Consider the following 17,117-nt stretch of genomic DNA (forward strand, 5'->3'; position numbering starts at 1 on the left):
CGCGCGATCGCGCTGTACGCGCAGCAGGCGGGCGCGCCGCTGCCGCTCTGACCCCCCGCTCCCCCGCTCCTCCGCTCCTCCGCTCGAACGGCACGCTCGAACGGCGCGCCCGAACGGCGCGCCCGGCGCCGAAGCCCTGCCGAGCCGCCGAGACCCTCGGCCGCGCGCGTCGGATTGGCAGGCGCTCGGCGAGCGAGCAGGTGCTCGGCGAGCGAGCAGGCGCTCGGCGAGCGAGCAGGGGCTCGGCGAGCGAGCAGGCGCTCGGCGCCGCGCGACGCGCGTCGCCTCAGAGACCGAAGCCCGCTCAGTAGCGCTCGCCCACGCGCACGATGTAGCCGGCGTCGCGCAGCGCCTGCGCCACGATCTCGCCGTGATCGTGGCCGCGCGTCTCGATGTGCAGCTCGAGCTCCACCTCGCTGATCGGCAGCTCGGTGGCGTGGCGCGTGTGGATCACCTCGACGACGTTCGCGTTGTGCTCCGCCACGATCGACGCCGTGCGCACCAGCTGGCCGGGCACGTCGGGGAGCAGGATGCGGAGCTTCATGTAGCGCGCCGATGCGGCGAGCCCGTGCCCGATGACGCGCTGCAGCAGCAGCGGATCGATATTGCCGCCCGAGAGGATCACGGCGGTGGGTCCGCTCACCCGCGCCTTGCCGGCGAGCATCGCCGCGACGCCGGCGGCGCCCGCGGGTTCCACGACCATCTTGGCGCGCTCGAGCAGCACGACGATGGCGCGCGCGATGTCGTCGTCGCTCACGGTGACGACCTCGTCGACGTAGTCGCGCACGTACTCGAAGGTGCGGTCCCCGGGGCGGGCCACGGCGATGCCGTCGGCGATGGTGGGCTTCGTCGGGATGGTGACGGGTTCGCCCGCGTCGAGCGAGGCGACGAACGGCGACGCGTTCTCCGACTGCACGCCGATGATGCGCATGGGGGTGCCGTCGCGCTCGGCGCGCAGCTTCGCCGCAGCGGCGACGCCCGAGACGAGCCCGCCACCGCCGATGGGCACGACGATCGTCTCGACCTCGGGTGCGGAGTCGAGGATCTCGAGGGCGACGGTGCCCTGCCCGTGAATCACGGCCTCGTGGTCGAACGGCGGGATGAACACGGCGCCGGTCTCGGCGACGAAGCGCTGCGCGGCCGCGTTCGTCTCGTGGAAGGTGGCGCCCTCGAGCACCACTTCGGCGCCGTACCCGCGCGTCGCCTGCAGCTTCGGCAGTGCAACCCCGAGGGGGGTGAAGATGGTGGCCTTGATGCCCAGCTCGCGCGCCGCGAACGCGACGCCCTGGGCGTGGTTGCCGGCAGACGCCGCGACGACGCCGCGGGCCCGCTCCTCGGGGGTGAGCTGCGTGAGCCGGTAGTAGGCGCCGCGCAGCTTGTACGCTCCCGTGCGCTGCAGGTTCTCGCACTTCATGTAGACGGTCTGCACGTGCAGGATCTCGGCGAGGTAGCGTGAGGTCTCGAGCGGGGTGCGCTGCGTCACCCGGTGCACGACGTCGAGCGCCCGCTCGAAGTCCTCGAGCACCGGTGCGGTGGTCTGCTCGGTCATGAACGTCCTTCCTTGCGCCGCATCCGGGCGACGGCTCGCGCCCGGTGCTTGGCACGGTGGTGCATCTGATATCTGCGGTGGTACTCCGCCACGGGGTCGACGCCGGTCTCCCACTGCCGTTTGACGAGCACGTTGACGATCGAGTTGGCGGCCGCGGCGAGGGGAACGGCGAACAGGGCTCCCGGGATGCCGGCGAGCAGCGCACCCGTCGAGACGGCGAGTACGACGCCGAGCGGGTGCACGCGCACCGCGCTGCCCATGACGAGCGGCTGCAGCACGTGGCCCTCGATCTGGTTGACGAGGATCACGACGCCGAGCATGAGGAGCGCCGTGACGGGCCCGTTGTACACGAGGGCGACGAAGGCGGCGAGCAGACCGGTGCTGATGGCGCCGAGGAACGGGATGAAGGAGCCGAGGAAGACGAGGATCGCGATCGGGATCGCGAGGGGCACGCCGAGCACGGCCGCTCCGACGCCGATGCCGACCGCGTCGACGAAGGCGACGAAGATCTGCACGCGCACGTACTGGCCGACCGACACCCACCCGGCCCGGCCGGCGGCGTCGACCGGTGCGTGCGCGCGTGCGGGGAGGAATCCGAGCACCCAGTTCCAGATGCGTTGGCCGTCGATCAGCATGAAGATGAGCGAGAAGATGGTGAGCAGCAGGCCGGCGACGAACTGGCCGGCGGAGGTGGCGACGCCGAGCGCCCCGTTCCAGAGCTCCGACTGGTGCTCGTCGACGGTCTTCCACAGCTGGTCGGTGAACGCGCCGATCTCGTTGGCGGAGATGCCGAAGGTGGCCTCCGCCCACCGGAGCATCTCCCACCACACCTCCTCCGAACGGCTCGCGACGTCGCCGAGGCCGTCGCGCAGCTGCGTGATGATGAGGGTGAGCAGCACCCAGACGAGGGCGACGAAGAGGGCCAGCGCGAAGACGACGCCGAGCCACCGCGGCAGTTTCTGGCGCTCGAACCAGTGCACGACGGGGGCGAGCAGCGCGGTGAGCAGGATGGCGACGAGCACCGGGATCACGATGATGCGCACCTGCACGACGAGCCACAGGAACCCGGCGAGGGCGATCCCGATGAGCACGAGGCGCCACGACCAGGCCGCCGCGACCCGCACGCCGAGGGGCAGCTCCTGGGCTGCGTCGCCGGCGCCCGCGGCGTCTCGGCTGTTCTGGGGGTCTTCCACAGGGCAATCCTAGCGACGGGCCGATCCGAAGCCGGTCATACGCTGCGCTCGCGCAGCTTGCCGAGCCACCGGCGCACGATCGCGTCTTTGCGGGGTGTGAAGGGCGGCATGATGGTGCCGGCGAGCGTGTCGGGGGTCAGCGGCTTCGCGAGCACCGCCTTCTCGTGGCTGAACGTGCGGAACGATCGCTCGCCGTGATAGGCGCCGATGCCGCTCTCCCCCACTCCGCCGAAGGGCAGGTCGGGTACGACGAGGTGGAGCGCGGGCGCGTCGAAACCGAGCCCTCCCGAGCTCGTCTCGCGCTCCCAGCGGCGCCGGGTCTCCCCGTCGGCGCTGAACACGTACGCGGCGAGGGGCTTCTCGCGGCCGTTCACGAGGGAGAGCGCGTCGTCGAGCCCCGCGACGTCGACGAGGGGCAGGATCGGGCCGAAGATCTCGTCGCGCATCACCGGGGCGGCGCGGTCGACGCCGGCCAGCGCGGTGGGCGCCAGGAAGCGGTCGGCCGCGTCGTGCTCGCCGCCGAACACGACGTCGCCGTCTGCGAGGTAGCCCACGAGCCGGTCGAAGTGCTCATCGTTCACGATGCGGCCGTAGTCGGGGTTCTGCTGCGGGGCGCTGCCGTAGAGCGCGTGCACGGCCTCGGCGAGCAGCGGGGCCAGCTCGCGGAGCACCTCGGGCCGTCCGAGCACGTAGTCGGGTGCGACGCAGGTCTGGCCGGCGTTCATGTACTTCGCCCAGGCGATGCGCTGCGCGGCGAGGTGGAGGGGCACCGTGTCGTCGACGTAGACGGGCGACTTGCCGCCGAGCTCGAGGGTGACCGGGGTGAGGTGCTCGGCGGCCGCGCGCGCCACGACGCGGCCGACACGGGCGCTGCCGGTGTAGAAGATGTGGTCGAAGCGCTCGGCGAGGAGCGCCGTGGTCTCGGGTGCGCCGCCCTCGACGACGGCGACCGCGCGGCGGTCGAGCACGTCGGGCACGAGCCGGGCGATCAGTCGGGATGTCGCGGGCGCGAGCTCGCTCGGCTTGATCACGACGGAGTCGCCCGCCGCCAGCGCGCCGATGACCGGTGAGAGCGCGAGCATGAGGGGGTAGTTCCAGGGGGCGATCACGAGCACGACGCCGAGCGGCTCGGGCACGATCCTCGCCGTGGCCGGCTGCACGGCGAGCGGCACCCGCACTCGCCGCGGCCGCATCCAGCGTGCGAGGTGCGCGAGGGCGTGGTCGATCTCGGAGACGAGGAAGCCGATCTCGGTGAGCACCGCCTCGGTTCCCGACTTGCGGAGATCGGAGCGCAGCGCGGCCTCGAAATCGGCGCCCCGATCCTGCAGCAGCGCCCGCAGGCGGGTGAGCTGCTCCCGGCGCCACTCCTCGGGCCGGGTGATGCCGCGCGCGTGGCTGTGCCGGAGGCCGGCGACGAGTGTCGGAATGCGGTGCAGTGCGGTCGCAGTCATGCGGTCACACTACTCCGGGCGCCTCACCAGAAGTGCAACGCGGGAACGATGAGGAAGATGCCGACGAGCACGACCAGCACGGAGAGCCCGAAGCAGATGTTCGCGAGCACCGTCGCCCACCGCGGGCGGCCGATCGCGTCGACGTCGTCGTCCTCGTCGTCGCGGGAGGGCCCGTTGGGCGCGACGGATCCGTCCGCGAGCCGCGCCGGCGGCGCGGGGGTCGCGAGGAAGCGGAGGCCCAGCGAGTAGAGGGATACGACGAACAGCGCCGAGACCAGCGCGGAGCCGAAGACGATGAGGAATGCCGCCCAGTCGATCATCGGTCGCCCTCCTGCTGCTGCGTGCCGCGCGCGCTGCGCGTCGGGATGGGCCCGTACCCGCCGGGAAGCGCATCGCCGGCGCGCTCGGCCGCGAGCGCCGCCTCCCGAGCGGCCTCGCGGGCCGCCTCCCGCGCGGCCTCGTCATCGCGCATCGCGGTCTGCGCGACCGAGTTGAGGGGCGCCGGGGCGCCGGCCTTCGACTTGGGCACCTTCACCTTGGCCTTGCGGATGCGCACCGCGTAGCCCGACTCGGCGACGTCGGGCGCGGGGATCGCGTTGGAGTGGTCGACCTTGTTGCGGCGCGAGCGCCAGAAGATGAAGATGATGAAGGCGAAGCCGAGCACCGCGTCGATGATCACGCCGACCATGCCGGTGTGCGCGATGGCTGCGGCGATCGCGCCGACCGCGCCGGAGGCGGGCAGGGTGAAGAGCCACCCCGAGGCGATGCGGCCGACGGTGCGCCAGCGCACGCTCGATCCACGGCGGCCGAGGCCGGAGCCGATGACCGAGCCGGAGGCGACCTGCGTGGTCGACAGGGCGAACCCGAGGTGGCTCGACGCCAAGATGGTGGCCGCGCTGCTCGTCTCGGCCGCGAAGCCCTGGGCGGGCTTCACCTGCGTCAGCCCGGCGCCGAGCGTGCGGATGATGCGCCACCCGCCCGAGTAGGTGCCGATCGCGATCGCGAGCGCGCAGGCCACGACGACCCAGAGGTGCGGCCCGGTGCCCGGCTCCTGGAGGTTCGCGGCGACGAGCGTCAGGGTGATGACGCCCATGGTCTTCTGCGCATCGTTCGTGCCGTGCGCGAGGGCGATGAGCGACGAGGAGGCGATCTGCGCGTAGCGGAACCGGCCTCGCCCGTCCTTCTTGCCGTCGTGGCGGCGGGTGATCGCGTACGCGGCCTTCGTGGCGGTGAAGGCGACGATGCCCGCGGTGAGGGGTGCGGCGACCATGGGGATGAGAATCTTCGAGAGGAAGACGCCCCCGTTGATCGCCGCGACGCCGGCCCCCACGATCGCGGCGCCGATGAGTCCGCCGAACAGGGCGTGCGACGAGCTCGAGGGGAGCCCGTAGAGCCAGGTCACCAGGTTCCAGACGATGGCGCCGATGAGCCCGGCGAAGATCAGCTCGGGCGTGATGAGCACCCCGTCGCCGCCCTCGTTGATGAGGCCGCCCGAGATGGTCTTCGCGACCTCGGTCGAGAGGAACGCCCCGACGAGATTGAGGATCGCGGCGAGCATCACGGCGGTCTTCGGCTTCAGCGCACCCGTCGCGATGGGCGTCGCCATCGCGTTCGCAGTGTCGTGGAAACCGTTCGTGAAGTCGAAGAAGAGGGCCAGTACGATGACCAGCAGCACGATGATGGTGAGTTCCACCGGCGTCTTTCGGTTCGGGGTCGGGGGGTCCTGTCGAACACCGGCGAAGTCATCTCTCGTTCACGTTCCCGTGAACCCGGAGGGTGCCCCCGCAAGCGCCGTAATCATGGTTCCACCTCGCCTCCGGCAGGTCAAGCTGGGGGGGTCGCCGTTCACGCCCCGTTCACCTGGGCGCGAGATCGGGGGCGTCGCCGGGGGACGCGCACAGTCGCACCGGGGCTTCGGAGAGTACGCTGTGCGCATGAGTACTGCAACGCTGAGCGAGTTCACGCCCGAATCCGGCACGGTCACCATGTTCTCGACGACCTGGTGCGGGTACTGCAAGCGGCTGAAGCTGATGCTCGACAAGACCGGCATCGGCTACACCGTCGTCGACATCGAGGAGACGCCCGGCACGGAGGAGCTCGTGAAGTCGGTGAACGGCGGCAACGCGGTCGTGCCGACGCTCGTCTTCCCCGACGGGTCGACGGCGACGAACCCGTCGCTCAAGGACGTGCAGGAGCGCCTCGCCGTCTGACGCGGCCCCGTTCAGCCGAAGTTGAGCCGGGCCTCTTCGTAGCGCGCCTCCGGCACCGTCTTCAGGTGGCCGACGGCTTCCGCGAGCGGCACCATCGCGATGCGGTCGCCCCGAAGACCCGCCATGGTGCCCCACTGCCCGGCGTGCGCGGCATCCGCGGCGGCGATGCCCGTGCGGGTGGCGAGCACCCGGTCGAAGGCGGTGGGCGATCCGCCGCGCTGCACGTGCCCGAGCACGGTCGCGCGGGTCTCGATGCCCGTGTGCTGCTCGATGAGCGGCGCGAGCACCTCGGCGACCCCGCCGAGCCGCTTGCGCCCGAACCCGTCGAGCCCGTCGCGCGTGGTCTGCGCGGCACCGCCCGCCAGCCGGAAGCCCTCGGCGACGACCACGAGCGATGACCGGCCGCGGTCGCGCACGCTCAGCACCCACTCGCTGATCTGCTCGATGGACTCGGGGAACTCGGGCACGAGGGTGACCTGCGCGCCGCCGGCCATGCCGGCGTGCAGCGCGATCCACCCGGCGTCCCGCCCCATGACCTCGAGCACCATGCAGCGCCGGTGCGAGTCGCCGGTGGTGCGGAGGCGGTCGATCGCCTCGGAGGCGATGGAGACCGCGGTATCGAAGCCGAACGTGTAGTCGGTTCCGCTGAGATCGTTGTCGATGGTCTTCGGAAGCCCGATGGCGGGAATGCCGTGATCGGTGAGCATCTGCGCGACGGTCTGCGTTCCGTTGCCGCCGATGAGCAGGAAGGCGTCGAGGCCGTAGGCGTCGACGCGGTCGCGGATCACCCGGATGTCGGCCTCGTCGCCGCGGCCCGAGACGAACGGCTGCACCCGGCTCGTGCCGAGGATCACGCCGCCGAGCGGTGAGATGCCGCGCACGGCGGCGCGGTCGAGGGGGATCCGGTCGTCCTCGTGGAAGCCGCGCCAGCCGTCCATGAAGCCGACCATCTCGAAGCCGTGCACCTCGACGCCGCGGAGCACCGCTCCGCGGATCGCGGCGTTCATTCCGGGGCTGTCGCCCCCCGAGCACAGGACACCAATGCGCATGCGACTCCTCATTCTTCGGCGCGCGAGCAACTGGGCGGAACCGCCCCGTACCACCCTAGCTTTGGCAGAATCGACGCGGATACGATCATTCTCGCCAAAATCCGGCATCGAACCTGCCACGGCGAGTCTGCGCCGACGCCGCGCGGCCCGGGCGCGGGCGTGTTCCGGGCGACCAGCACCCGAACACGCCTACGCGCCCTCGCGCTCCACCGCCTGCGCGAGCACGCTGACGAGCGCGAGCAGCTGCACCGAATCCGCGTCCTCCGCCGGGGCGGCCGCCCCGTCGAGCGCGCGAGCGGCGAGACCGGCCTTGCTGTCGATGAGCTCCGCGATCTTCGCGTCGATCGTCTGCGCAGCCACGATGCGCCACGCGGTGACGGGCTCCTCCTGACCGATGCGGTGCACGCGGTCGATGGCCTGCGTCTGCTCGGCGTCCGTCCAGCTGAGCTCGGCGAGCACCACGTTCGACGACGCCTGCAGGTTCACGCCGACGCCCGCGGCGGTCAGCGAGCAGACCGCGACCGAGACTTCCGGGTCCTGGTTGAAGGCGTCGATCTGCTCCTGGCGGAACGCCGCGGTCTGGTCGCCGCGGATGGACACCGTCTTGAGCCCGGCCTCGGCGAGCTGGCGCTCGACCCGATCCATCACGTCGATGTGCTTCGCGAAGAACACGACCTTGCCGACCGAGCGGGCGAGCTGCACCGCGTAGTCGGCCGCGAGCTGCGCCTTCGCCTGACCGATCTGACGCACCATCGTGAACACGTTGAGCCCGTCGGCGGAGGCGTGCGACTCCTCCAGCTCCTGCGACGCGACCATGCGGATGATCGCGGCGTCGTCGAGCTTCTCGCCGAGCGTGCCGCGCTTCACCGCGCGGAACCGGTCGAGCAGCTTCTTCGCGAGCTGCGCCTCGGCGTCGCGGATGCCGCGCCCCATCTCGTCGTCGAGTTCGACCGGCAGGTCGACGACGCGCTTCGCCGGCAGGTCGGCGGCGACATCGATCTTGCGGCGCCGCACGATGCCCATGTCGATGACGCTCTGGCGCGCCTCCGGGTAGAACGCCGCATCGGCGGGCGTCCACCCGTTGTTCTCGAGCTGCGCCATGAGCTCGGGGCCGGGCCTGTCGCTCTCGGTCCAGCCGAGGAAGCGCCAGATCGCCCGGAAGTCGTCGATGTCGTTGATGAGCGGCGTGCCGGTCAGCGCGATGAGCAGCGGCGACACCCCCGGGGTGCGCTCGCGGATGCGCTCCGAGATCGCGAGCACGTTGCGGGATCGCTGCGACTGCACGTTCTTGATCATGTGCGCCTCATCGACGACCATGCCCGCGAAGCCGAAGTCGGAGATCCAGCTCAGGTGACGATCGAGGATGTCGTAGTTCACGATGAACACGTCGGCGAACGCGTCGACGTCGTTCCCGTCGCCGTGGATCACGGTGACGCGCCGCTGCGGCGTCCACCGCTCGACCTCGCGCGCCCAGTTCATCTTCACCACGTTGGGCACGACCACGAGGAGCGGGTAGGCGTCGGCGACGGAAGCGGCGAGCACCGACTGCGCCGTCTTGCCGAGGCCCGGCTCGTCGGCGAGCAGGAAGCTGCGGTGGCCGTCGCGCACGCTCGCGAGGAAGCGCGCCTGGTGCGGCATGAGCTCGCGCCCGGCGGGGGCGAGGCGATCCGGCACCGGGGGCTCCGGGAGCTCCATGCAGGCCGAACCGCCGCCGCCCTGCTCGAACGATTTGAGCAGCGGCCCGAGCAGCTCCCAGTTCGCGAGGCGCACGACCGGGGTGGGCTGCTTCGGCGGGGCGAGATCGGGCTTGAGGAACGGGTTCGCGCGCATGCGCGATTCGATGCCCGCTGGCTCCACCTGCCGCTCGGCCAGCTCGGGGGGCACGATCGCGCGGGCGGGCTCGGGCGCCGCCTTCTCCTCCTCGGGCAGCTCGATGCCGGCCTGCGTCAGCATCTTGCGCTTCAGCAGTCGCGTCGCGTCGGTGATCGGCGCGGTCGGCTCGAGCAGCGTGATGAGGCTCGTGTCGCGGGCCGCGGTCTTCGCGAGGATCGACGCGACGCCGTCGAGGCGCTTCAGCGTTTCGGCCCGCTCCGCGTCGCTCACCTGCTCGTCGGTCTTGACGCGGGCGCGCTCCTCGCGCATCAGCAGCGCGATCACGTGGAACTTGGTGCGGTTCGCGGGCGTCGCCTTGCCGCGCTGCGCAGACGCCTCGACCTCGCGGACGGCGCGGGCGAGCAGCGGGATGATGCCCTCGTTGTGCGTGTGCTTGCGGCGACCGTTCGAGCGCGACTGACCGCGCTGCGCGCCGCTCTTCGTCTGGGGCTGACGCGTGGCAGTGGTGGATGCCAATGGATCTCCTGATCGGCGAGTTGCAGTCTCGGAACGCGTACCGAGTCGCGGGTCGCTCGCGGGTTCGGAGCCTGACCTCATGCGCGGCATGGGACTCGCGAACCGTCGAAAGCGCGACCGTGCCACCGATTCTAGCATCCGGTGCCGGGAGGATCGCGAGAGCGCGCTCGCGGCGGGCGCACTCAGGCCCCGAGCAGCTCCCGTGCCCGCGCCACGTCGGCGTGCATCTGCACGACGAGCGCCTCGAGCCCGTCGAACCGCTCCGTGCCGCGCAGGCGGTGCGCGAAGCGGATCTCGAGCGTGCGACCGTAGATGTCGTCCGAAAAGTCGAGGAGGTACGCCTCGACGCGCGAGACCTCGTCGGGCGTGAACGTCGGGTTGTTGCCGACCGAGATCGCGGCGGCGTGCGAGACGCCGTCGAGCACCGCCCAGCCCGCGTACACCCCGTCGGCGGGCACCAGCCCCTCGACGACGCCGCCGAGATTCGCGGTGGGGAATCCGAGCTCCCGCCCGCGCGCGTCGCCGTGCACCACCTCGCCGCGCACTGCGACGGGGCGGCCCGTCATGCGCCCCGCCCCCTCCACGTCGCCCGCGAGCAGCGCCTCGCGGATGCGGGACGACGACACCTGGCCCGCCTCGTCGTCCTCGACCCAGTCGAGCACCTCGGCGGTGAAGCCGTACTGCTCGCCCAGCGCGCGCAGCAGCGCCCCGTCGCCGGAGCCGCGATGCCCGAAGCGGAAGTCGGCGCCCATGAGCACGTGCTTCGCGTTGAGCCTGTTCACGAGCACGTCGACGACGAACTCCTCGGCGGGGATCGACGCGAACGCCTCGTCGAACTCGACCATCACGCACGCGTCGAGACCGAGACCCGCGATCGCCTCCAGCCGCTGCGCGCGGCTCATGAGCGGACGGGGGCAGGCCTCGGGTCGCAGGTAGCTGAGCGGGTGGTTCGCGAAGGTGAAGGCGACGCTGCGCGCGCCCGAGGAGCGGGCGGCGGTGCGCATGCGCTCGAGGATCGCCTGGTGCCCGAGATGGAGGCCGTCGAACTTGCCGATGGCGACGCAGGTGCCGGACGCGAAATCGGCGGGGCGGATCGCGTCGAGCGATTCGATGATCTGCATCAGGCGGATCCTGCACGAGCCGTGCTGCGGAGCCAGATCAGCCCGAGCACCGGCAGCACGAGCGGGATGAAGAGGTAGCCGCTCCCGAAGAACGACCAGACCGACGGATGGCCGAAGAGCTGGGGCTCCAGAATGCTCAGGAGGCCGACCACGAGCACGCCGCAGAGCTCGAAGATGAGCGCCCCCCAGGCGATGCCGCGCCACACACCGCGGCGCTTGATGAGCGCGATGGTCGCCACGATGTAGACCGCGCCCGACAGCGCCGACAGGGAGTACGCGAGCGGCGCCTCGTCGAACTTCGCGATGATCTGGTAGACGGAGCGGAAGGTCGCGGCCAGCGCGAGCACGATGTACACGGCGATGAGCACGCGGCCGAGACCGCCGAGGCGGTCCGAGGCGGCCGCCGATCCCGGCAGGGCCGATGCGACTCCGCCCGCTCCCCGCTCCGGAGCGCGCGCAGCGGACCGCGCGGCGGCGGGGGCTGCGGAGGTGCGCGAGGCGGGGGCTTCGGATTCGGCGTTCGACACGCGGATCAGTGTACTCGCCTTCGCAGGCCGATCAGCGCTCGCCGACCCCCACGGTCGCGAGGAAGACCTCCCCGTGCCCGGTGATGCAGATCGGCTCGCCGGCCGACACGTACAGCGACTGGCCCCGGCGCGCGCTCACCACCTCGGCGGGCTGCGCATCGGAGCGCTCGATGCGCACCTTGCCGGCGGTCACGACGAGCACGACGGGGGCGTGCGCCGGAAGATCGACGCGGGTGGCGGCCTCCGACGCCGCGTAGCCGCTGCCCGCCTCCGCCTCGGCCTCGCGCACGCGAGCGCGCACGAGCTGGAACTCGGGCACCGCGGGGCGCCACGCGAGCACCCCGTGACCGAGCCGCTCGGCGGTGAAGCGGGGATCGGCGAGCTCTCCCGTATCGACGATGCGGCACAGCTCGCCGATGTCGACGTGCTTCTGCGTGAGGCCCGCCCGCAGGACGTTGTCGGAGGACGCCATCACCTCGACGGCGACGCCCGAGAGGTACGCGTGGATCTGCCCCGCGCCCAGGTAGATCGCCTCGCCCGGGGCGAGCCGCACGAGATGGAGCAGCAGCGAGACGAGCACCCCCGGGTCGCCCGGATGCGCGGCGGCGAGGGCGCGGAGCGCGGCGAGGCGATCCGGATCGACCGCGCCCTCCTCGAGGGCGCGCTCCCAGAACCCGAGCACACCGGACTCCGCGGCCGCGAGCACCTCCGACAGGCAGGCCAGGGCGTCGGAGATCGCCGCCTCGCGGCTGAACACCCAGGTCAGGAAGTCGCGCCGCAGCTCCCCCGCGTCGCGCCCGACCAGGCGGCAGGCGGCGCGCTCGAACCCCGCCGCCCCCGCGGCGCGGCCGAGTTCGCGGGCGGCGGCGGCGAGCAGCAGCAGATCCTCACGAGCGTGCGCCAGATCGCGGAACCCGCTCAACGCGGTCACCTCGGTCAGCGCGACCAGCAGCTCCGGCTTGTGCGTCGGATCGCAGTAGTTGCGCTCGCGGGCATCGCGGGGCACGCCCGCCCGCTCCTCCGCGGCGAACCCCGCCGCCGCCTGCTCGCGATTCGGATGCACCTGCAGCGACAGCGGGGCGCCGATCGCGAGCACCTTCAGCAGGAACGGGAGCGGGCCGCCATCGACGCCGTAGCGCTCGGGATCGCTCTCGACGAGGTCGATGAGCGTGTGCTGCACCGGGGTCGCCTTCGCCACGTGGGCCGGGCTGCCGGGGTGGGTGCCGAGCCACAGCTCGGCCTGCGGCTCGCCCGTCGGGGCCGTGCCGAGCATGTCGGGGAGCGCCTCGGTCGACCCCCACGCGTACGCGCGCGGGGTGTTCTCGATGAAGATCAGCACGTCACTCCTCCGCCACCGTCTCTCGGCCGTCGCACATCGACCGAGTCGGGGCCGCCTGCGCGCACCGACCATCGCGGGGCATGAACTACCATACCGACTATGTCGGAGAGCAAGACCAGACTCGGTGTGAGCGCGTTCGCGATCTGCGTCTTCATCCTGGCGCTGGGCAGCAACGGAGTGCGCAACCTCGTCGGATGGGCCGGTTTCCTGGGCCTCGCCGCAGCGCTCGTCGTGTGGGGAGTCGTCATCTTCGTGCGCGAGCGACCGGAGCGGTTCCGCTGGTATCGCCTGCCCGCGCCGCTCTACTGGTTCCTCGGCCTCGCGATCCTGTCGATCCTCTGGTCGCAGTACCGCTTCGAGAGCGTGCTCGGCGTGCTCGGGCAGCTCGCCACCACGCTGCTCGCCGTCGTCATCGCCTTCGTGCTGTCGTGGCACGAGGTGCTGCGCACGCTCGGCACCGCGCTGCGGTACCTCATCGGGCTCTCGCTCGTCTTCGAGCTGATCGTCGCGGTCTTCGTGCAGCGCCCCGTCTTCCAGAACTTCATCGACGGCTTCGTCGACGTGCCCGAAACGGGCAAGGTGCCGAAGCTCCTCTACTGGAGCCGCGACCTGCTGTTCGCCGGCGGCCCCATCCAGGGCCTCGTCGCGAGCTCGGTGCTGCTCGGGTTCATCGCCCTGCTCGGGCTCATCATCTTCGGCATCCAGCTGCGCGCCGGCCTCGTGCGCCCCGTGCGGGGATGGTTCTGGGTGGTCGTCTCCTTCGGCACGATCCTCCTCACCCGCGGAGCCACCGTCTGGGTCGCGCTCGCCGCGGTGGTGGTCGGCCTGATCCTCGCCCTCTGGGCCCGCAGGCTCGGGCCCGAGCGCCGCGTGCCGCTCTACGCCACCGGCGGAGCCGTCCTGGTGACGGCCATCGGGCTCGTGCTGTTCGCGCGCGACTTCGTCTTCGGGCTGCTCGGCAAGAGCGGAGACCTCACCGGCCGGGTCGAGACCTGGCAGAAAGTCATCGACCTGGCGGAGCAGCGCCCCTGGTTCGGCTGGGGCTGGGTGAGCTACTGGGCGCCGTGGGCCGAGCCCTTCGCCTCGCTCGACGAGAAGGCCGGCATCCAGGTGATGAGCGCCCACAACGCGTGGCTCGACGTCTGGTTCCAGCTCGGAATCGTGGGGCTGCTCGCGTTCGCCCCGCTCATCGTCCTCACGACGTGGCGCGTCTGGTTCCGCGCCGTCGACCCGCCGCGGCGCGGCTACGGGCCGCCGCTGACGTACGCGACCAGCGCACTCTGGCCGTTCCTCGTGATGATCGCCCTGCTCGTGCAGTCGCTCACGGAGAGCCGCCTCATCATCGAGGGGAACTGGCTGCTCCTCGTGCTGCTGGCCGTGAAATCGCGCTTCGACTTCCAGCTGCCCTCACTCGAGGCCGAACCCACGAAACTGCCCTGGCGGCGCGTGCCCATCACGTCGGAGACGGGCGCCGTGCGGGTGCAGCGATGACCGCGCTGCACCTCACCACCGAGCGGCTCGTGCAGCTGCGCTCCGATGCCCGCCTCGAACGCGAGACCATTCTGGAGCACCTCGTGCGCGACGGCGAGGACCCCGCCACCGCATACGCCGAGACGCCCGAGGTCGACGACTTCGTGGTGCGCGCCCTCCGCGACGAGATGCTCGAAGACCGCGGGCTGCTCGCCGAATTCGGGCTCGCGCGCCTCGCCGCCCGGGCGGGCGGCACCGACGCCGCGGTGCACCGGCGCAACGCGGATCGCGTGGAGTTCGAACTGCTGCGCGAGATCGCGGCGAGCGCGCCCCCACTCACCGTCGCCGTGTGGCGGGCCGGCCAGGAGCTGCAGGTCCACGACGACTGAGGCGCGCCGGCATTCGGGCCGCGGTGTTCGGGCCGCGGTGTTCGGTCCGCGCTCATGCAGCCGCGCTCACGACACCGTGCTCACGAGACCGCGCTCACGACACCGTGCTCACGACACCGTGCTCACGAGGCCATGCTCACGCCGCAGCGCTCTGCTCGTGTTGCGGGACCTCCGTGCCGCCACCGACGTCTGCGATGGGGCCGAACATCACCCGAGATGGCGGCCGTTCCCGTTTTCGGCGGCCCAGCGGCGTCGTCCAGTCGACCGCGCCATCGGGATGCTGCGTCATCTCGATGCCGGCGTGATGCTTCATCGTGTGGTGTCTTCGACACAGCACCGCCAGGTTGACGACGGACGTCGCGCCTCCCCGGGCTGCGTCGTGCGTGTGATCGACGTCCGCGCGGAACGGCACGATCTGGCAGCCGGGGAACCGGCAGTGCTGATCCCGCGCACGGAGGTATCGGAGAAGCTCCTCGGAGGGTCGGTACCGATCCACGGCGAGCACCTCGCCCGTCGCGTGGTCGACGGCGACTCGGTCCCAGCCCCGGGAGAGACCCGCGAGCAGCCGCGCGCGGTCCGCGCTGATCGCACCGTACCCGCTGAGCATCGCCGGCGCCGGGAGGCCGGTATGCGTGGCGGGGGCGCCCACCGCGGGGGCATCCCCGGTCAGAACGCTCACCGGCACGATCACCTGCACCCGCGCGTCGATCCGCTCGCCGCTCACCCCTCCGTGCGCGCGCCACACCTGCGACGGGTCGCCGTTGAGCAGCAGCTCCGTGCAGAGGTCGGCCCGCGCCTGATCGAGCGTACGCGGCACGACCCCGCCGATGTCCCGCTCACCGCTCTCGCCCGCAGCAGCCGCCGCCGCATCGGCGTCCACCTGCTCCCGCGCGATCCGAGTCAGACGGTCGTGCAGGGCCGCGGCGAGCGCCGCATCGACGACCGCGTGCAGCTCCGCCATCCCGTCGTCGAGCGGCGTCACCCACACCCGTCGCGCTTCGGCGGCACGCGCGCATCGTTCGTCGAGCGTTCGCTCGGCGAACCGCTCCGCGAGCACCTTCGCGGCCCGACGCGCCCGGTTCGGCGTTTCGGCCTCCGCGACCTCCACGGCTGCCCGCGTAAACGCCTCACGAGCGACCGGATCTGCGATGATCAGCCCGGCGTCGGCGATGGCGGAGGCGTGCGCGACCGAGATGCGCCCCGACGAGAGCGCGTCGTGGACCTCTGAGAATCGCGTGCACAGATCGTGCGATCGCTCGATCAGGGCCTCCGCGCTGCGATCGGCGATGCCGAGCGCGAACCCGACCTCCGCCGACGCCGCACGATGCACCAGTTCGGCGGCTCGCCCGGTGCGGCCTTCAGCTGCGCACACCGCCTCGGAGACCTGCCGCACCTGCGCGAGCAGCGCCCGCTTGCGCCCCTCGAGACCGCGGATCTCCCGCTCGACCGCGGCGATCGCCGTCACGACCGCATCGAGCTCGGCGCCCTGCGGGTCGGGAAAGAACGGTGCGGCCTCCATGGGACAAGCCTGGTCGGCACCACCGACACTCACGAGGTCGAGACCACGGGTTCGATTCCAAGGTTTCGGGGCATCCGTTGTTGAGCACCCGACAACGCTCAAGCGGGCAGGCCCCCGACCGACAACGCTCAAGCGGGCAGCCCCCCGACCGACGATGCTCAAGCGAGCAGGCGCCCCCCTCCGCACGCCGGGCGGCAACACTCCCCGCTCAGTACCCGGCCGAACCCGCTCCGCCCGCGAGCACGGCCCGGCTCGACGAGAGGCCGAGCCGGCTCGCGCCGGCGCGCAGCATCGCCTCGGCGTCCTCTCGGCTGCGGATGCCGCCCGACGCCTTGATGGCGAGGCGATCCCCCACGGCCCGCCGCATCACCTCCACAGCGTGCACGGTCGCCCCGCCCGCGGGATGGAAGCCCGTCGACGTCTTCACGAAGTCGGCTCCGGCGGCCTCCGCGGCACCGCACACCGCGACGATCGTCTCGTCGTCGAGCGCGGCCGATTCGATGATCACCTTGAGCACGGTGGGCGCGGGCACCGCGGCGCGCACTGCCCGGATGTCGGCCTCGACCGCATCGATCCGCCCGTCGAGCGCGGCCCCGACGTCGATCACCATGTCGATCTCGTCGGCGCCCTGCGCCACGGCGAACTCCGCCTCCGCGGCTTTGACGGCGGAGCGGTGCTTGCCGCTCGGAAAGCCGCAGACCGCCGTGACCTGGAGCACGCTCCCGGCGGGCAGCGCGAGCGGCAGCTCGCTGGGCGACACGCAGACGCTGTAGACGCCGAGCTCCTCGGCCTCGGCCACTGCGCGCTCCACGTCTTCCCGCCGCCCCTCGGGCTTCAAGAAGGTGTGGTCGATGGCGCGGGCCAGATCAGCGCGGGCCAGATCGGCGCGGGCGAGATCAGCGCGGGCCAGATCGGCGCCGCGCTCGGCATCGGCGCCGCGCTCGGCATCGG

15 protein-coding genes are annotated in these 17,117 nt (G+C 71.8%); 3 read left to right on the plus strand and 12 right to left on the minus strand.

Annotated elements, in window-relative coordinates; all coding sequences use genetic code 11:
- Nucleotides 1–304 precede the first annotated feature (304 nt).
- From ilvA to NS354_RS10750, 5 genes are read right to left on the minus strand one after another with little or no spacing between them, the layout of a single operon-like run.
- Nucleotides 305–1,549 (minus strand): threonine ammonia-lyase, encoded by a 1,245-nt coding sequence (gene ilvA, locus NS354_RS10730; protein ID WP_058594481.1) that lies wholly within the window; start codon nt 1,547–1,549, stop codon nt 305–307.
- Nucleotides 1,546–2,742, minus strand: a complete 1,197-nt coding sequence (locus NS354_RS10735; RefSeq protein ID WP_058594482.1) for an AI-2E family transporter — start codon at nt 2,740–2,742, stop codon at nt 1,546–1,548. Before NS354_RS10735 ends, ilvA begins: the two co-directional genes overlap by 4 nt.
- 35 nt (nt 2,743–2,777) lie before the next feature.
- Nucleotides 2,778–4,193 (minus strand): aldehyde dehydrogenase family protein, encoded by a 1,416-nt coding sequence (locus NS354_RS10740; RefSeq protein ID WP_058594483.1) that lies wholly within the window; start codon nt 4,191–4,193, stop codon nt 2,778–2,780.
- A gap of 23 nt (nt 4,194–4,216) precedes the next feature.
- A complete protein-coding gene (locus NS354_RS10745) occupies nt 4,217–4,513 on the minus strand; it encodes a hypothetical protein (protein WP_058594484.1) in 297 nt (98 codons plus the stop codon).
- The gene (locus NS354_RS10750) at nt 4,510–5,886 is read right to left on the minus strand and encodes an inorganic phosphate transporter (RefSeq protein WP_058594485.1); all 1,377 of its coding nucleotides are present in this window, start codon (nt 5,884–5,886) and stop codon (nt 4,510–4,512) included. The genes NS354_RS10745 and NS354_RS10750 overlap by 4 nt, the downstream gene beginning before the upstream one ends.
- 241 nt (nt 5,887–6,127) lie before the next feature.
- On the opposite strand from NS354_RS10750, the gene NS354_RS10755 reads away from it, so the two are divergent.
- Nucleotides 6,128–6,403, plus strand: coding sequence for a mycoredoxin (locus NS354_RS10755; protein ID WP_058594486.1), 276 nt, complete (start codon nt 6,128–6,130; stop codon nt 6,401–6,403).
- 11 nt (nt 6,404–6,414) lie between these two features.
- Here the strand turns inward: NS354_RS10755 and NS354_RS10760 are convergent, their stop codons facing one another.
- The 5 genes from NS354_RS10760 to manA form a co-directional block, all read right to left on the minus strand.
- Nucleotides 6,415–7,452, minus strand: coding sequence for a 6-phosphofructokinase (locus NS354_RS10760; RefSeq protein WP_058594487.1), 1,038 nt, complete (start codon nt 7,450–7,452; stop codon nt 6,415–6,417).
- A 189-nt stretch (nt 7,453–7,641) separates the two neighbouring features.
- Nucleotides 7,642–9,801, minus strand: coding sequence for a DEAD/DEAH box helicase (locus NS354_RS10765; protein ID WP_058594488.1), 2,160 nt, complete (start codon nt 9,799–9,801; stop codon nt 7,642–7,644).
- A 182-nt stretch (nt 9,802–9,983) separates the two neighbouring features.
- Entirely contained in the window at nt 9,984–10,922 is a 939-nt protein-coding gene (locus NS354_RS10770) for a bifunctional riboflavin kinase/FAD synthetase (protein WP_058594489.1), read from the minus strand.
- Entirely contained in the window at nt 10,922–11,449 is a 528-nt protein-coding gene (locus NS354_RS10775; protein WP_345994182.1) for a hypothetical protein, read from the minus strand. Before NS354_RS10775 ends, NS354_RS10770 begins: the two co-directional genes overlap by 1 nt.
- 31 nt (nt 11,450–11,480) lie before the next feature.
- Entirely contained in the window at nt 11,481–12,788 is a 1,308-nt protein-coding gene (gene manA, locus NS354_RS10780; RefSeq protein ID WP_058594490.1) for a mannose-6-phosphate isomerase, class I, read from the minus strand.
- A gap of 99 nt (nt 12,789–12,887) precedes the next feature.
- Between manA and NS354_RS10785 the strand changes: the two genes are divergently transcribed.
- Nucleotides 12,888–14,279 carry an O-antigen ligase family protein gene (locus NS354_RS10785; RefSeq protein WP_058594491.1) on the plus strand — a complete coding sequence of 464 codons (1,392 nt, stop codon included), beginning with the start codon at nt 12,888–12,890 and terminating at the stop codon, nt 14,277–14,279.
- Nucleotides 14,276–14,647, plus strand: coding sequence for a hypothetical protein (locus NS354_RS10790; RefSeq protein WP_010154903.1), 372 nt, complete (start codon nt 14,276–14,278; stop codon nt 14,645–14,647). Before NS354_RS10785 ends, NS354_RS10790 begins: the two co-directional genes overlap by 4 nt.
- Nucleotides 14,648–14,783: 136 nt before the next feature.
- Here NS354_RS10790 and NS354_RS10795 read toward each other — a convergent pair whose 3' ends face one another.
- Both NS354_RS10795 and deoC read right to left on the minus strand, forming a co-directional pair.
- A complete protein-coding gene (locus tag NS354_RS10795) occupies nt 14,784–16,166 on the minus strand; it encodes an HNH endonuclease signature motif containing protein (RefSeq protein WP_058594492.1) in 1,383 nt (460 codons plus the stop codon).
- 208 nt (nt 16,167–16,374) lie between these two features.
- Nucleotides 16,375–17,076 (minus strand): deoxyribose-phosphate aldolase, encoded by a 702-nt coding sequence (deoC, locus tag NS354_RS10800; protein WP_082678036.1) that lies wholly within the window; start codon nt 17,074–17,076, stop codon nt 16,375–16,377.
- Nucleotides 17,077–17,117: the final 41 nt, after the last annotated feature.

Source organism: Leucobacter chromiiresistens (genome assembly GCF_001477055.1).
In the GTDB taxonomy this organism is placed as follows: domain Bacteria; phylum Actinomycetota; class Actinomycetes; order Actinomycetales; family Microbacteriaceae; genus Leucobacter; species Leucobacter chromiiresistens_A.

Coding starts and splice junctions, on each gene's coding strand:
- NS354_RS10755 (WP_058594486.1), top strand. CDS start 6,128: ATGAGTACTGCAACGCTGAGCGAGTTCACGCCCGAATCCGGCACGGTC.
- NS354_RS10785 (WP_058594491.1), top strand. CDS start 12,888: ATGTCGGAGAGCAAGACCAGACTCGGTGTGAGCGCGTTCGCGATCTGC.
- NS354_RS10760 (WP_058594487.1), bottom strand. CDS start 7,452: ATGCGCATTGGTGTCCTGTGCTCGGGGGGCGACAGCCCCGGAATGAAC.
- NS354_RS10790 (WP_010154903.1), top strand. CDS start 14,276: ATGACCGCGCTGCACCTCACCACCGAGCGGCTCGTGCAGCTGCGCTCC.
- ilvA (WP_058594481.1), bottom strand. CDS start 1,549: ATGACCGAGCAGACCACCGCACCGGTGCTCGAGGACTTCGAGCGGGCG.
- NS354_RS10795 (WP_058594492.1), bottom strand. CDS start 16,166: ATGGAGGCCGCACCGTTCTTTCCCGACCCGCAGGGCGCCGAGCTCGAT.
- NS354_RS10745 (WP_058594484.1), bottom strand. CDS start 4,513: ATGATCGACTGGGCGGCATTCCTCATCGTCTTCGGCTCCGCGCTGGTC.
- NS354_RS10740 (WP_058594483.1), bottom strand. CDS start 4,193: ATGACTGCGACCGCACTGCACCGCATTCCGACACTCGTCGCCGGCCTC.
- NS354_RS10770 (WP_058594489.1), bottom strand. CDS start 10,922: ATGCAGATCATCGAATCGCTCGACGCGATCCGCCCCGCCGATTTCGCG.